Consider the following 15,693-nt stretch of genomic DNA (forward strand, 5'->3'; position numbering starts at 1 on the left):
TCGGCACACCCTTCAATATTTCTCTTTCTTGCGCTTGGCCGGCTTGCCACGCTCGGGCAACGGCGGCAGGCCGTCACCTTCGTCCTCGCCCTTGTGCTCGACCAGGCGGAAGTCGATCTTGCGCTCTTCCATGCTGGCCTTCAGCACCAGGATGCGAACGCGGTCACCCAGCCGGTAGCTGGCGCCACGGCGCTCGCCGCTCAGCGTTTTCCGGGTCGCGTCGAACTTGTAGTAGTCCTGCGGCAGCTGGGTCACGTGGACCAGGCCCTGCACCTTGGAATCGTCCAGTTCCACGAACAGGCCGAAGCTGGTCACGCCGCTGATCACGCCGTCGAACTGGCCGCCCACGTGCTTTTCCATCCACGCCGCGCGGTAACGCTCGTCCACTTCGCGCTCGGCTTCGTCGGCACGGCGCTCGCGTTCGGAGCACTGCAGGGCCAGCGCAGCCATCTCGCGGGCGTTGTAGGTGAAGGTGTCCAGCGGCTTGCCGGACAGCGCGTGCTTGATCGCACGGTGTACCAGCAGATCAGGGTAGCGGCGGATCGGCGAGGTGAAGTGCGCGTACGCCTCCAGCGCCAGGCCGAAGTGACCGTGGTTGTCCGGGCTGTAGATGGCCAGGCTCTGGCTGCGCAGCAGCACCGATTCCAGCAGCGTGGCATCGGGGCGGTCGCGGATCTTCTTCAGCAGCTTGGTGTAGTCGCCCGGGCGCACCTTCGACCACAGCGGCAGGCTCAGCTTGAACTCCTTGAGGAATTCCAGCAGGTCGGCGTACTTGGTTTCCGGCGGCTTTTCGTGGATGCGGTACGGCGCCGGCACGTGGCGCGACAACAGGTACCTGGCCGCCTCCACATTGGCGGCAATCATGCATTCCTCGATCAGCTTGTGCGCATCGTTGCGCACCAGCATGCCGGCCTGGGTCACTTCGCCGCGGTTGTCCAGCACGAAGCGCACTTCGCTGCTTTCGAACTCGATGGCACCGCGCTTGGCACGCGCCTTGGCCAGCACCTTGTACAGCTGGTGCAGGCGCTGCACCTGCGGCAGCAGTTCGCCCATCCAAGCCTTGGTATCGGCATCGTCCTCGCCCACCGCCTTCCACACCTGGGTGTAGGTCAGGCGCGCGTGCGAGTTCATCACTGCTTCGTAGAAGCGCGACTGGCTGACCACGCCGTCACGGTCGATCTGCATGTCGCAGACGAAGCACATGCGGTCGACCTTGGGCATCAGCGAGCAGATGCCGTTGGACAACGTCTCCGGCAGCATCGGCACCACGAAGCCCGGGAAATACACCGACGTGGCGCGCTTCTGCGCTTCCTCGTCCAGCGGCGTGCCGGGGCGCACGTAGTTGGACACATCGGCGATGGCCACCACCAGACGGAATCCGTCGGCATTCGGTTCGCAGTACACCGCGTCGTCGAAGTCCTTGGCGTCCTCGCCATCGATGGTGACCAGCGGCGTGCTGCGCAGATCGACGCGGTTGCCGATCATCGCCGGCTCGACCACCAGCGGCACCGAGGCGGCTTCGTCCAGCACTTCCTGCGGGAACTCGAACGGCAGTTCGTGGCCGTGGATGGCCGTTTCCACCACCAGCGAAGCGGTCAGCTTGTCGCCGAGCACGGCGATGATGCGGCCGATCGGCGGGCGGCGGCTGTCCGGTGCCTGGGTCAGTTCGCAGACCACCAGCTGGCCATCGCGCGCGCCACCGGTCTGGTCCGGCGGTACCTGCACGTTGCGCTGGATGCGCTTGTCATCGGGCACCACGTAGTTGATGCCCATTTCAATGCTGAAGCGACCGATCAGGCGGGTCATGCCGCGCTCGAGCACGCGGGCGATGCTGCCTTCGCGGCGGCCGCGGTGGTCGATGCCGGTCACCCGCGCCAGCACCTTGTCACCGTGCATGACCTTGCGCATTTCATAGGGCGGCAGGAACAGATCGTCGCCACCCTCGACCGGGCGCAGGAAGCCGAACCCTTCCGGGTTGGCGATCACCACGCCGGTGACCAGGTTCAGCGTCTGGATCGGCGCGAAGCCACCGCGGCGGTTCTGCACCAGTTGGCCATCGCGCACCATCGCGCCCAGCCGGCGCGACAGCGCCTCGGCACGATCGGCGGCGGTCAGCCCCAGGCGTGCGCCCAGTTCTTCGGCGGTCTGCGGCCCTTCGCAACGCTCCAGCAGGGCCAGGATGGCCTCGCGGCTGGCAATGGGTTGTTCATACTTTTCGGCTTCGCGGGCCGCATAGGGATCGTCGATCACCTTGCCGGCCGGCGGCAGCTTGCGGCCTGGGGCCGGGCCCGGGGCGGCGGCATCGGCGCTGCGGCCCTTGCGGCCGCGCGGCGGTGCACCGCCTTCATTCAATTCCGGGAACCAGCCCGGCAACGGCTTGCCCGGCTTGGCGGTGCGGGCTGCGCCCGCCTTGGCACCCTTGGTCGGGGCCTGGCTGCGGGACTTGCTCCCGCCCTTGCTTGGTTTTTTGGTAGTCATCGCCCTACATGGTAGCCGTTGCAGGCGTGCACAGCGGGTCAGCGGCCACGTTTGCAGGCGGGCGTGAAATTTTTGGGCGAAAGCGTTGACAGCCTGCCGATTCATCTTCACAATTGCGCCTCTGGAACGCCCAGGTGGCGGAATTGGTAGACGCACTAGTTTCAGGTACTAGCGGGTAAAACCGTGGAGGTTCGAGTCCTCTCCTGGGCACCAACGAAAAAACTCCTCGCTTCGGCGGGGATTTTTTTTGCCTGCGATCCGGCGATCTGGCCCCAAGGTCAGAGCCCCTTTCGCAAGCGAAACGGGATCCAACCCCGGGGCTGCAAAAGGTGTTGACACCCCCGTAACAACACCCCATAATCTCGCTCCTCGACGCCCAGGTGGCGGAATTGGTAGACGCACTAGTTTCAGGTACTAGCGGGTAAAACCGTGGAGGTTCGAGTCCTCTCCTGGGCACCACGTCGAGAATGAAAAAGACCCGCGAAAGCGGGTTTTTTCATGCCCGCGATCCGGGCCACGCCGACCCGTAGAGTCGAGCTTGCTCGACTGCACCGACCTGTAGAGTCGAGCCATGCTCGACTGATTCCATGTAGGGCAGTCGAGCATGGCTCGACTCTACAAAAACGGACCGTCAGAACAACGGCCGCAGCACCAGTTCCAGCCCCAGCAGCAACAGGAACCCCAGGAAGCACGCGCGGAACACCCGTGCGCTGATGCGCTGCCGGATCACCTGCCCCAGCCACATGCCCGCCAGCGCCGGCACCACCGCCAACGCGCTCATTCCCAGCTGCTGCACGCCAAAGGCGCCATGCAGCACCAGGCCCGTGGTCAGCGAAATTGTCGATACGGTGAACGCCAGGCCCAGCGCCTGCACCAGTTCGTCGCGCTGCAGGCCCAGCGACTGCAGGTAAGGCACCGCCGGCATCACGAATACACCGGTGGCACCGGTCACCACGCCGGAAATCGCCCCGACCAGCGGCCCCAGCCAGCGCTCGCGCCGCTGCGGTACATGGAATACCGGCGCAACCAGTGCGTACAGCGCATAGACCACCAATGCCACGCCCAGCGCCATGCGCGAAAGATCGCGGTCCACCCGCACCAGCAGCGCCGCCGAGCCCAGCGTCACCACCACCACCGCCAGCATCATCGGCCACAGCCGCCGCACGGTATGGCCCAGCGATGGGCCGGACAACAACTGCCAGGCATTGGTCACGAAGGTGGGAATGAACAGCATCGATGCGGCCGCCACCGGCGACAGCGCGCCGCCCAACAAGCCCATCGCCACCGTCGGCAGCCCCATGCCGGTCACGCCCTTGACCACGCCGGCCAGCACGAACACCACCACCAGCAACCCATAGAAGTACATCGTCTCGTTCATGCCGCCATTGGAGCGGCCGCGGCAACGGCGCACAATGCGGCTTTGCGGCCCCACCCTTCGGACCAGCCGAAGGCACCTCCCCTGCCGAGGTCATTCCCATGCGACTGGACATTGCCGATCTGCGCCTATTCCTGGCCGTCGCCGACGCGGGCAGCATCACCGCCGGTGCGGCACAGGCCAACCTGGCCCTGGCGTCGGCCAGTGAACGCCTGCGCGCCATCGAAGCCGATGCCGGCAGCACGCTGCTGGACAGGCATCCACGCGGGGTAAGCCTGACCGAAGCCGGTGCCGCTCTCGCCCACCATGCGCGACTGATCGTGCAGCAGCAGGCGCAGCTGCGCGGCGAGCTGCAGGCATTCGCACAGGGCGCGCGCGGCACCCTGCACCTGTATGCCAATACCGCTGCGCTGACCAACTACCTGCCCGCGCGCCTGGCACCGTGGCTGGCCCAACGGCCGCGGCTGCGGGTGGAACTGCACGAGCGCACCAGCAACGAAGTCGTGCGCGCACTCCGCGCCGGACAGGCCGAGGCCGGCATCATCAGCGACGCCGTGCCGGCCGAGGGACTGCAGCGCCATGTGGTGGCCGAAGATCCGCTGGTGATGCTGCTGCCGGGCCACCACCGTTTCGCCCAGCGCCGCAGCGTGTCCTTCGCCGATGTGCTGGGTGAAACCTTCGTCGCGCTGGCCGACGGCAATGCCCTGCAGACCTACATCGAAGAACTGGCCGCTGCCGCCGGTCGCGTGCTGGATGTGCGCATCCGCATGAAAACCTTCGAGGGCCTGTGCACGATGGTCGGCCACGGCATCGGCGTGGGCATCATGCCGCGCACGCTGGCCCGGCAGCACCGGCGCAGCACCGGCACCGTTGCCGTTCCACTGGAAGATGGCTGGGCGCAGCGCCGTCTCTGCGTGTGCATTGCCGATGCGCAGGCATTGTCGGCACCGATGCGCAGCCTGCTGCAGCACCTGGGCGTTCGCACTGAAAAATAAGTGTGAAATTGTGTTGACACATCGGCGTGCTTACCGCACAATTTCTCTCCTGAGTCGCCCAGGTGGCGGAATTGGTAGACGCACTAGTTTCAGGTACTAGCGGGTAAAACCGTGGAGGTTCGAGTCCTCTCCTGGGCACCATGACTCAAGATGATCAAACCCGCGAAAGCGGGTTTTTTCGTTTCAGCAGCTTGAGGATGCCGACGTTGCCGTCAGCGCCGGCAAGCGCCTTGCCGCTGCATCCGCAGTCGGATCAGTTCTATCGCGCAGAGCCCCACTGACAGCCCGAGAGCGGTCGCCAGTGAAGGCAGCCCTGCGCCTCGGAACCCGATGAAGTCCAGCGCAGGAGAAATGGCCTCGGCGACGACGGCGTAGACCGCAAGCAGGCAACTCGCGAAGCCCAGCGCTGGCCTTTGCGCCCGGCGCCCGCACAGGACCAGGCACAAGGCAACACAGAGCAGACCCGCCTCCACGGTAAGCAAGCGCAAAGCACCTGCCTGAATGACCGGAAGCACCGCCACCGCGGCGGGCAACATCAGTCCGAGCGCGGGAACGAACAGACCGCGCAAGCCATACAATGCGGGCTGACAGGCATCCAGCGCATCCAAGGCACGGATTTCACGCCCTCCATCCTTGGCAGCGCCTGCCAGCACCGATGCCAAGGCGAGCAGAACGGCCATGGGTGTACCTGCGCTGTCCACGCAGCTCAACAGCGCAGCCGCCGCCAACAGCCAACCCCAGGACGACCGGCGCCGGTACCAATGGGCAAACTGCCAGACAACCCGCCACAGACGAACGTTCCCAGCTGCCAGCACCGGCGCCACCGGCTGTGCGGGTGCGACGGTCTGATGGCGTGCATGCACATACCGGCGCGGGCGCCCCCTTGCCTGCACCTGCACCCGCATCCACCGCCAACACGACAGGAACAGTGCTCCGGCAAGACCCAGCATTGCGCCAAGCATGCTGAGCCGGGCACAGGCCAAGTCCGAGATGCCTGAGAGCTGATGCCATTGCACCGTGCCAACGCCAAGCCGCGTGGTGAACCCCAATGTCATCGGCCCCGTCGCGGACACGGCACCGTTGATCAATCCGATGCCGAAGGCGTCGAAAATGTGCAGCATCGTAAGCTGCAGGAGAAGCAACCACGCGCAGATCACAACCAGCACCCGCCCCAGCGAATTCATCGGCACCAGCGCGTCCAGCACGATCACCACCACCAGCGCCACCGACACAACCACGGCGCCGAGCAGCAGCGACATGCCCACTACCGGCCAAGCGGGAAACTGGTCGTACTTGAAGTACGCCAACACTCCCATGCACAGGCACGACAGGAGCAAGAAGCACACCGCAATGCCAGTGCCTCCAAGCAGATTGCCCGCCACACCCAGTACCGGCCTGAGGGGGGCACAGTAAAGAACCCGGTACGCACCTTGGGCACGCTCGATCGCGGGGGCTCCGCCGATCATGAATATCAGGAACGGAAACAGGAACACGCCCCACAGCACGGTGGCCAGCACCATCGCGGTGTCGGCTGTCATGACTACCGCTTGATTGCCGACGAGCAGCAGCGAATATCCCGCCCCGTGGCCGGGCACCAGTGCCGCACAGAACACCAGAACGAGGCCCGCACTCAGTAGACTGCGATGGTCCCTGTAACGCGCACGGAACGTGCCGCAACTCCATACCCAAAGCGAGACCCATTGAGATCGCAACGCCATAGCGCTCATATCCCCTGAATCACAAGCCGATCGCCTTCCAGACGCAACCGTGCCGAGAGCCTGGCGGCGCAACTGGAAGGGAAGTCATGATCGGTGAAGACAATGATGCGCTCAGCGGCCTCTGCAACGAGAATCGAGTACATGGTCTGACGTGAGACGGCATCCACACCCGCGGTCGGCTCATCCAGGATGCAGGCACGCGTTGGCGCCTGCAACGCATACGCGAACCCAAGCCGTTGCAGCATACCCACACTGTACTGCTCGCAGCGGCGGTAGGCGTCCCCCATCAGTCCAACCCGGGCCAGCCAGAACTGCGCACTCTGCTCCGCGTCGTGTCGGCCGATGCCGCGCAACCGCAGGAAATGCACCAGCAGCTCGGAACCCGTCATGTGCCCATAGCAGGGAAAACTCTGGGGCATATAGGATGCCATCGATAGAAACTGGCGTCGTTTGGAAATGGAGTTGATGCCATCAAGTGACACCGCCCCGGACATAGAGCGGCGCAAACCGAACATGCAGTCAAACAGCGTCGATTTGCCTGCACCGTTGGCCCCTTCCAGCAGATAGAGTCCGGCACCCAAGGCCAGGGTACCGGTGCGGACCACGCGACCACCGGCGTCAAACGCCATCTCCTCGAAAATGAGTTCGCCCTTCATCACGCAACTGCCTCGACACCGAACGTCGGCGACAGGCCCCGGGATCGTTCCACGCGGGCAGCACCCGACTCGATGATCACCACTTGATCGGCACATCTGGCCATCGCCTCGGAGTGGGTGACCGCCACGATGGTGACCCGTCCCTTCATCGCTTCCAGCAATGCCAATACACCAGACTCCGACTCGGCATCAAGCGAAGCCGTTGCCTCATCCAGCAACAATACCGACGGGTTGCGCGCCAAGGCCCTGGCAAGCGCGATCCGCTGCTGCTGGCCACGTGACAGGTTCCGTGCGCCTTCCGAAATTTCGTACTCAAGGGTGTTTGCGGGTGCGATGAACTCACTCAGGTGCGCTCGCGCTGCTGCATCCCGCACCTCGTCATCTGTGAGATCCAGCTGCCCGAAGCGTATGTTGTCAGCGATGGTTCCGGCAATGACGCAAGGATGCTGCGGCACGATCACCATCCCGCCGGCACCGGGGCGCGCACCGACAGACACGACCCCCATCGTCGGCTGGGTAACCCCGGCCAGCAACGAAGCCAGCGTGCTCTTGCCCACTCCACTCTTGCCGATGATGGCGGTAAAAGAGCCCGGAGCAACTGAAAACGAGAGGTTCCGCAACACCGGGATCGCACTTCCAGGGAACTGGAAACCGACCCCGACCACGTTGATCGCACCCTCCACCACATCATTTCGGGCGTCTGCACCAATTGCCGGGGCGACGCTTGTGTCCGACAGCAACGGATTGGCTTTGAGGACCGCTGCAGCCCGCCTCAGCTTTCCCGCATTCCCGTTGAGACGACCGGCTGCCGTGATGGCGATGTACATGAAGGCAAGAAGTGAGATCAGACTGGCACTGCTGATTGAGCCTGCAACGACCTTGCGCGCGCCCAGCCAGACAATCACACCCAACGACAGCGTAAACGCCACCTGCGCCACAGGTGTCGCCAACGCCATCAGACGCAGGTTTCGACCAACCGCCCGATTGGCCACCGCCAGCGATGCAGTGAAACGGCCAAGGAAGAAGTCCTGCGCCGCAAAGGCCTGAATGGCAAACAACCCCGAGGACGCCTCGGTGAAAACCGCGGTGTAGCGCGAACGCAACTCCTGAATCTGCAGCCCACCTGCGGTCACCCGCCCATAAAGCGCCCACATGATCCAGGCATTGATGCCCATGCACGCCACGCAGACCAGCGCCATGGTGATGTCAATCACCGCTATCGCACATAGAGCACCTGCAAAAAGCAGGCTGTTCCGCAGTGACACGGTCAGGTTGGTGGATAGCCCTGCCTGGATCACCGACACGTCTGAAATCAGGCGCGACACGCTTCGTTCGTGCGAACTCAGCGAATCAATCGGGCGCCGCATCAGAGCCTCGAAGAAGCGGCGGCGTAGCGAAAAGGCGATCCGTTCAGAAGCCACCATCGAGGTATAGGTGAAGATGGATGCCACTACACCTTGTACTACCAACAGTACACCCAACATGGCGATAGATGGCCAGACCGCATCGATGGAAGCTCCCACATTGGAAGTGTCGATGCGCGCTGCCACGTCGCCGAGAAGCTTTGGTGCCACCAGGATCAGTGCGCTCGCCAACAGAATCAGCAGGATCGACAGGGCGTACAACCGCCATTGTTGGCTGGCCAGTCGCACCAGCGCGAGATGCGCGTTCATGCAGCACCCCGCAGGGGCAGCGGTCGCAGGCCCGCGTCCTGGACGGCGAGTGCGTGCACCGTGAATGGGAGGTGGAACTGGAGATCCAGATCATCCGGGATGACGTTCTTCTTGTTCAGCATGTTCACATGGCCGTAGCTGCCATTGGACCGCCGCTGTAGCCGGATGAACTCCATGCCAATATCCAAATAGTCGGAGCGGCAACCGCAGTGAAGAAGCGCACACAGCAGTGTGCAGGCGGTATCGAATCGATACTTCCGCAGATCAGACAGGGCAATCAACGCCAGGCACTCGGCAAGGTCCGGATCAAGCCGATGCGGTTGGGCCATCAGCTCGTACGCATAGGCAACAAGCTGAGGAGGGGCCCATTGCAGAACCTCAACCGCATCCGGAGACAGGGGTAGCTGCGATGACACCTCGACGCGAGGCGCTGACAGCAGCGACTCGATATACCGCGCGCGCCCCGAGTGCGGCCCGGGCACTCGCGCGAACTGCGCCGCGATTTCGCCGCGCGCGCGCGCAATGCCCGCCCAATGTGACCGCACGGGAAGCGCAGCGGCTACACGCAGGACCATCGCCGGGTCCAGCGCATCCAGGATCGCGCCCTGGTCCGTGCACAGATAGTGATCGAGCGCTGCCAGCGCAGCACTGGAGAGCGCGCCCGCTCCGCCCCCAGCCGCAAGCGCCCTTCGTTCGAGATAGAGAAGCCCCAGCGTAGCCGAGAAGGACGATGCGATAAGCCGCGTATCCCGCGAAACTGCGGACGCGTGCTTGAGCAGATAGCGCACAGTGGCTTCTTCATCCGAAAGAGCGAAATCCTGAACCTGATTCATACCCGTTGCTCCGATTCCATGCACCTGATGCAGGCAATGCTTGCCTGTAGACGAAGACCAAGCTGTGCCATTGCGGCAAACTCTTCATCCTGCGGGCGCGCCTGCTGAAGGGGGACCAGCTCACCGGTCCTTGCCGAATGATTCACGCAGGCCACAACGGCAGCGTACGCTGCCGCGCGCAGTGCTGGCGGCGCGCCCAGCATTCCGGCCAGCGATCGCAACGTAGCCACCCATGCGACAGCCCCTTCCCGCAGGGCCTCGTACAACATCACAGATCCCCACCGCACCGGGAAGCAGCCGGCATCAACCACCCGCTCCTGAACCAACGCGTCGAGCCTGACCAGCGTCAGGATGTCGCCCTCACCGTAGTAGCCGTGCAACAGACGGCTGTCCAGAACAGTGCTGGCCACCGCGCGCTTGCTCCATGGATCAGGTGGCTCGTCCCGCCCCAGTGGCGATGCCAGGTTCGCGTCCAATGACAGCCGCGCCAGTGGGCTCATTTCACAACGCGCAAGACAGCCGTGGAAGATGGCGTCCACGGCACGACGATCCAGCAGGCTGAAATCCGGCCGGGATGCAGCCAGCCGCACCATCGCCGAGAGTGACGATGAATGATCGCGCTTGGCTGATGCGTAGTCATGCAGCCGCCCATTACGCAACAGTATCAGTACGCGCGCGGCGAACAACTCGCGCAGCCGTACCAGCGCATCTGATCGCCCAGCCAGAATGAGATACTGAGCAACCACGCCGACGCTGGCCAAGACGGATTCACAGTGATGCTCCCCCAGGTCGTCAAGCAGCTCACGCGACTGCAGTTCGCAGAGGTCGACCAGTGACAGGATGCCCATCCTTACTCCCCGCGCAAACCAAGCAGAATGGAGGCCACCAAAGTGGTGTGATAGACCTCAAGGAACTTGGCGCTACCACAGGCGGCGCGCTCGATCGATCGGGTGGAAGACGGAACACACCCGTCCGGCGCCATCCCCGCCAGGATCTTCGCCATTGCCGCAGTACACAGCCGCTGCTCGAAGCCGTTGAGTGAAAGGCGGCAGATTCGAACACAGATCAGAAGCTCACCCAGTACATCATTGTTGTCACCGCGCAGCAGCATGGCGACCAGGACCATCAAGGTCCGCCGCAGACGCCCATCGGCTACGCCTGACGTGAGCGGGTCCAGCTCGATCGCGCCCATGTCGGTAAGGTAGAAAAGCGCATGTGTCAGCGAGTAGATGTCATTGACCGTATAGCTGCATGGGTTCTTTCCCAGACCGAACGCGGTCAGCGCAAAACCTGCATCGAGCGCACCACGATCGCCATCCGACACGACCTTGGACATCATGTAGTGATAGTCCATGTCGCGAAAGGGAATGCGCAGAACGGAATGGAAATATCCGCTGGCGCGCGCGCGCAGGAACTGCGCGCGGAGACCGGGTATCGGCACCGCGTGCAGGTCAAGTAGATCCATGGCCATGGCAACGCAGACCGATGAGGACGGGTCTTCGGCCATCAGCGCCTCCCACTCGAACTCACGCGCCGCCCGCAGCGTACGCTGCTCCAACGCGATGAATTCAGGTGACGCGAGCCCCAGCCGGTGCAGGATCAGAACGAGGTATATCAGTTCACAGAGTGGCTTGGAACGCCACGCCAGCGTGTCCTTGTCCTCGCGGTAGTGGTGCGCGGGAAAGTACGGCTGATAGTTCTCTATGTGCTTCAGATGCCAGTCAAGTGTACGCGCCAGCCGGGTCGGCTCTACCTGCTCTACGATGATGCAGTTCACTTCACATCCCTGTTCAGCGTGTTGCGGATGCCGAGCGGGGGCGGCGCCCCCACTCGGCAGGGGTATTAATCGGGGTCGTGCACGATGAACGTGAAGTTCGAGTTGGTGATGATGGTGACGCTCGGGGTGGCGTCATCGATGTCCTCGATCTCCACGGCGGCCAGCGCATCGGATTCGTAGTTGAAATTGATCATGGTTCTTCCTTGTGATTTGAATGAAGAGACGGAAAGAAGGTCTTGCGACCTTGCCTTCTTACTCCGGGTCCCGGGTGATGAAGATGAGGTTCTCGCCTACGATGACGGCCTGGCTCGGCGCGGCGATGTCGGCTTCCATTGCTTCTGCGTCGGTGAAGGAAATGGCAGTACTGTCTTCCAGGAAATTCATCATTGAATGTATCTCTGTCCATGGTTCAATCCGGAACGGCTCCGGCAGCCAATCGTTGAATCAATGTGCTGATTCAAGCGAATTCTTCGCACCCCAGCCTGCATGCGGCCACGCATTGTCTGCTCCTGCGCTCAATGCGCGCTTGAAGGCGCGACCATCACTACAAACAGCCTTTGGCCAGTGATGGAATTCAGACTGTGCCCAGCTGCTTTTTGAAGCACGGCTTAACGTGTGTCAATACGATTTCAGATCGAGCGCATGGGCATTGGCTGCCCTTCAATAGGCTCAATCCATTGACTATCAGTAGCTTGCGTCAGCATGTGCGTAGTGCGAGACACAGATGGTCAGAGTTGCTCACCCAGCGGACGCCAAGGCGGGCGGGCGGATTGTTTGAACTGATCGCGGATTCTCGTCTCGGTGAGCTGGCTGAGGCACTCTTCCGCCTGCCGTCTTGACTAAGCTGCAGCGGAGCGATATTTCTGTTCACCTCGCTTTTCATGGATGGAAGGTAGGTCATGCATTTTTCAAGGAGGGTGCGGATAGCCCGCCTCAGCGCGGGAATGACGCAGCAGGCGCTGGCGCAGCGACTGTGCGTGACACGAACCGCGATCGCGAACTGGGAAGGCACTGCACGAGGGCGACCTGCAACGGACCGCATACTGCGTCTTGCAGTGGTTACCGGCGTGTCATTCGAATGGCTGGCCACTGGGCGTGGAGCCCCTGGAGTGGTGGAGCCGGACGCAGCGCCTCCGGCCGAGGTCGAGATGATCCACGATCCACTGGAGATGCGCGTTCTGCATGCATTTCGATCGCTGCCTCAGCAGGAGCTGCTGCGAGCTGTCCATTGGATGGAACGTCGGTGCGGCCTGTCGAATGTGGGCACCTGAACAGCGCTCATGGCTGATGGCCGATGTGCGGCGAGTCCCGCACGCACGTGCCCGGCCCGTGCGCTACGCCACGCCCAAGAGAACGCCAAGAAAAAACCCGCCATGCGGCGGGTTCTTTCATGTTACGAATCGCACGATCAATGGCCGCCAGCAGACGCGGCACCGGCACCGGCGCCAAACGGCGGCTTGGCCAGCCACAGGAACGCGATGATCGCCAGGAAGGTCCAACCCAGCAGGTAGAAGATGTCGTTGAACGCCATCTGCGAGGCCTGGTGGTTGATCATGTTGTTGAGCACCGCGGCGCCATGCTGCAGGTCGCCCTGCCCCATCGCGGTCACCTGGTCCTGCATGCCCGGCTGGTAGGCCGAGATGTGTTCGGTCAGGTCGGCGTGGTGCACCTGGGTACGCCGCGCCCACAACCACGTGGTCAACGATGCGGCGAAGCTGCCACCCAAGGTACGCAGGAAGGTGGCCAGGCCAGAGCCCGCCGCGATCTCGCGACCGTCCAGGTCCGACAGCAGGATCTGCAGCACCGGCATGAAGAACAGCGCCACGCCAATACCCATGATCAGCTGCACGCCGGCCACGTGTGCGTAGTCCACCTGCAGGTTGAAGTCCGAGCGCATGAAGCTGGTGAAGGACAGGAACACGAACGCAAACGACGCGATCATCCGCATGTCGAAGCGCGAGGCGTACTTGCCAACGAACGGGGTCATGATCACCGGCAGGATGCCGATCGGCGCCGTGGCCAGGCCCGCCCAGATGGCGGTGTAGCCCATGTCACGCTGCAGCCATTGCGGGATCAGCAGCGACACGCTGAAGAACGCCGCGTAGGCCACCACCATCGCCAGCGTACCGGCGCGGAAGTTGCGGTGACGGAACAGCTTCAGGTCGACGATCGGGTCCTTGTCGGTCAGTTCCCAGATCAGGAACACCGCCAACGCCACCACCGCCACGCAGGCCAGCACTACGATCTTGGTCGACGCGAACCAGTCTTCGTCGTTGCCCAGATCCAGCACCAGCTGCAGCGCGCCCACACCGATCACCAGGGTGACCAGGCCGACGTAGTCCATCTTCGGCTTTTCAATCTGCTCCGGGCGGCCCTTCAACTGGTTGCCCACCACCAGCGCGGCGAAGATGCCCAGCGGCACGTTGATCAGGAAGATCCATTCCCAACTGTAGTTGTCGGTGATCCAGCCGCCCAGGATCGGGCCGCAGATCGGCGCCACCACGGTGATCATCGCCAGCAGGGCAAGCGCCTGCCCACGTTTCTCGCGTGGATAGATCGACACCAGCAGCGACTGGGTGATCGGGTACATCGGGCCGGCCACGAAGCCCTGCAGGGCACGCGATACCACCAGCATGCCCATGCTCTGCGCCAGGCCGCACAGCAGCGAGGTGATGACGAAGGCCAGCGTGGCCCAGATGAACAGCTTGCGCTCACCGAAGCGACGGCTGAGCCAACCGGTCAGCGGCAGCGCGATGGCCGTGCTGACCGCGAACGAGGTGATGACCCAGGTAGCCTGCTGCGAACTGGCGCCCAGGTTACCGGCGATGGTGGGCAGCGAAACGTTGGCGATGGTGGTGTCGAGCACCTGCATGAACGAGGCCATCGCCAGGCCCACGGTGCACAGGGCCACGCTGGGCGGCAGGAATCCGGCGGCCGCACCCGGCGCCGCCGGTGCGCCCGGCGTTCCGGGCGCGGCTGGAGCTTGTGCGGACATGGCCGACCTCAGCTCGCCTTGGCCTGCTGCGGCAGGTTGCCCTGGATGATCGTATGGATCACCTCGTCGGCATCGTGCAACTGCTTGGCATACACATCGGTGTCGAACACGGTGCCCTTGGCGGCAGCGGTCGGCAGCACTTCACCCTTCTGGTCGCGCAGGCTCACTTCGGCCTTCATCGACAGGCCAATGCGCAGCGGGTGTTCGGCCAGCTGCTTGGCATCGATGGCAATGCGCACCGGCACGCGCTGCACGATCTTGATCCAGTTGCCGCTGGCATTCTGCGCCGGCAGCAGTGAGAACGCCGAACCGGTGCCCAGGCCCAGGCTCTGGATGCGGCCGGTGTACTTCACATCACCGGCATACAGGTCCGACTTCAGCTCCACTTCCTGGCCCAGGCGCATGTGGCGCAGCTGGGTTTCCTTGAAGTTCGCTTCCACCCACATCTGCTCGGTCGGCACCACGGCCATCAGGGCATTGCCCGGCTGCACGCGCTGGCCCACCTGCACCGAACGACGGGCAACGTAGCCGGTCACCGGCGCAACGATGCCGGCGCGGGCGTTGTTGAGGAAGGCCTGGCGCAGCTGCGCGGCGGCCGCCTGCACGTCCGGCTGGGTGGCGATCACGGTGTCATCGACCAGCGCGCGGTTGCGCTCGACGGTCTCGCGCGAACCGGCCACGGCCGCTTCGGCGGCGGCCAGCTCGTCGCGGGCGTGGGCCAGTTCTTCGTTGGAAATGGCGCCGGTGGCGGCCAGGTCCTTGCGGCGGGCGAAGTCTTCGCGCACGCGCTTCAGGGTCACCTGGCGGGCGTTCAAGTCCGCCTGGGCACCTTCCACGCTGCGGTACAGGCCACGGGTCTGGCGCACGGTCTTGGCCAGGTTGGCTTCGGCCTGCTGCAGCGCCACCGAGGTGTCGGCCGGATCCAGCTGCACCAGCAGCTGGCCGCGCTCCACGCGCATGCCGTCATCGGCATTGATGGCGACCACGGTGCCGGGCACCAGCGGGGTGATCTGCACCAGGTTGCCCTGCACGTAGGCGTCGTCGGTTTCTTCGAACCAGCGACCGAACATGAAGTACCACAGCGCCAGTGCCGCAAGCAGCAGCACGACGATCACGAACAGGCCGCGCAGCAGGTTGCCGCGGCGGTTGGGGGCGGCGGGTGCCGCAGGAGTCTGGGTCTGGCTCATGGCAGG

The 15,693-nt window shown here is 63.7% G+C and carries 14 protein-coding genes and 3 tRNA genes; 5 read left to right on the forward strand and 12 right to left on the reverse strand.

All coding sequences use genetic code 11. The annotated features are described in order from the left end of the window. Positions 1–12 precede the first annotated feature (12 nt). The gene (gene rnr, locus G4G00_RS05540) at positions 13–2,478 is read right to left on the reverse strand and encodes a ribonuclease R (RefSeq protein WP_164271737.1); all 2,466 of its coding nucleotides are present in this window, start codon (positions 2,476–2,478) and stop codon (positions 13–15) included. A 128-nt stretch (positions 2,479–2,606) separates the two neighbouring features. Between rnr and G4G00_RS05545 the strand changes: the two genes are divergently transcribed. Next, positions 2,607–2,691: transfer RNA gene (locus tag G4G00_RS05545), tRNA-Leu, on the forward strand. Between the two features lie 161 nt (positions 2,692–2,852). Next, positions 2,853–2,937, forward strand: a tRNA-Leu gene (locus G4G00_RS05550). Between the two features lie 172 nt (positions 2,938–3,109). On the opposite strand, the gene G4G00_RS05555 is transcribed toward G4G00_RS05550, so the two are convergent. Then, a complete protein-coding gene (locus tag G4G00_RS05555) occupies positions 3,110–3,856 on the reverse strand; it encodes a sulfite exporter TauE/SafE family protein (RefSeq protein WP_108752618.1) in 747 nt (248 codons plus the stop codon). 98 nt (positions 3,857–3,954) lie between these two features. Between G4G00_RS05555 and G4G00_RS05560 the strand changes: the two genes are divergently transcribed. After that, entirely contained in the window at positions 3,955–4,848 is an 894-nt protein-coding gene (locus G4G00_RS05560; protein WP_108752617.1) for a LysR substrate-binding domain-containing protein, read from the forward strand. A 56-nt stretch (positions 4,849–4,904) separates the two neighbouring features. Further along, positions 4,905–4,989 (forward strand) — tRNA-Leu (locus tag G4G00_RS05565). A gap of 71 nt (positions 4,990–5,060) precedes the next feature. On the opposite strand, the gene G4G00_RS05570 is transcribed toward G4G00_RS05565, so the two are convergent. From G4G00_RS05570 to G4G00_RS22095, 8 genes are all read right to left on the reverse strand, one after another. After that, a complete protein-coding gene (locus G4G00_RS05570) occupies positions 5,061–6,386 on the reverse strand; it encodes a hypothetical protein (protein WP_108752616.1) in 1,326 nt (441 codons plus the stop codon). A gap of 185 nt (positions 6,387–6,571) precedes the next feature. Then, on the reverse strand, positions 6,572–7,222 hold the full coding sequence (locus G4G00_RS05575; RefSeq protein WP_164271741.1) for an ABC transporter ATP-binding protein: 651 nt from the start codon (positions 7,220–7,222) through the stop codon (positions 6,572–6,574). After that, positions 7,222–8,895: an ABC transporter ATP-binding protein gene (locus G4G00_RS05580; RefSeq protein ID WP_108752614.1), complete on the reverse strand. Its 1,674-nt coding sequence runs from the start codon at positions 8,893–8,895 to the stop codon at positions 7,222–7,224. The genes G4G00_RS05575 and G4G00_RS05580 overlap by 1 nt, the downstream gene beginning before the upstream one ends. Next, on the reverse strand, positions 8,892–9,728 hold the full coding sequence (locus tag G4G00_RS05585; RefSeq protein WP_164271743.1) for a hypothetical protein: 837 nt from the start codon (positions 9,726–9,728) through the stop codon (positions 8,892–8,894). The genes G4G00_RS05580 and G4G00_RS05585 overlap by 4 nt, the downstream gene beginning before the upstream one ends. Further along, entirely contained in the window at positions 9,725–10,576 is an 852-nt protein-coding gene (locus tag G4G00_RS05590; protein WP_164271746.1) for a hypothetical protein, read from the reverse strand. Before G4G00_RS05590 ends, G4G00_RS05585 begins: the two co-directional genes overlap by 4 nt. 2 nt (positions 10,577–10,578) lie before the next feature. Further along, positions 10,579–11,505, reverse strand: a complete 927-nt coding sequence (locus tag G4G00_RS05595) for a hypothetical protein (protein ID WP_108752611.1) — start codon at positions 11,503–11,505, stop codon at positions 10,579–10,581. 65 nt (positions 11,506–11,570) lie between these two features. Further along, positions 11,571–11,699, reverse strand: coding sequence for a hypothetical protein (locus tag G4G00_RS22090; RefSeq protein WP_267895883.1), 129 nt, complete (start codon positions 11,697–11,699; stop codon positions 11,571–11,573). A 58-nt stretch (positions 11,700–11,757) separates the two neighbouring features. Further along, entirely contained in the window at positions 11,758–11,892 is a 135-nt protein-coding gene (locus tag G4G00_RS22095) for a hypothetical protein (protein WP_267895882.1), read from the reverse strand. 512 nt (positions 11,893–12,404) lie between these two features. Between G4G00_RS22095 and G4G00_RS05600 the strand changes: the two genes are divergently transcribed. Continuing rightward, on the forward strand, positions 12,405–12,776 hold the full coding sequence (locus G4G00_RS05600) for a helix-turn-helix transcriptional regulator (RefSeq protein ID WP_108752610.1): 372 nt from the start codon (positions 12,405–12,407) through the stop codon (positions 12,774–12,776). Between the two features lie 137 nt (positions 12,777–12,913). Here G4G00_RS05600 and emrB read toward each other — a convergent pair whose 3' ends face one another. Beyond that, complete coding sequence (gene emrB, locus G4G00_RS05605) at positions 12,914–14,500, reverse strand: multidrug efflux MFS transporter permease subunit EmrB (protein WP_108749087.1); 1,587 nt, start codon at positions 14,498–14,500, stop codon at positions 12,914–12,916. 8 nt (positions 14,501–14,508) lie between these two features. Next, positions 14,509–15,687 (reverse strand): multidrug efflux MFS transporter periplasmic adaptor subunit EmrA, encoded by a 1,179-nt coding sequence (gene emrA / locus G4G00_RS05610; RefSeq protein WP_108749086.1) that lies wholly within the window; start codon positions 15,685–15,687, stop codon positions 14,509–14,511. Positions 15,688–15,693 lie beyond the last annotated feature (6 nt).

It is taken from the genome of Stenotrophomonas sp. B1-1 (assembly GCF_010894375.1).
Classification (GTDB): domain Bacteria; phylum Pseudomonadota; class Gammaproteobacteria; order Xanthomonadales; family Xanthomonadaceae; genus Stenotrophomonas.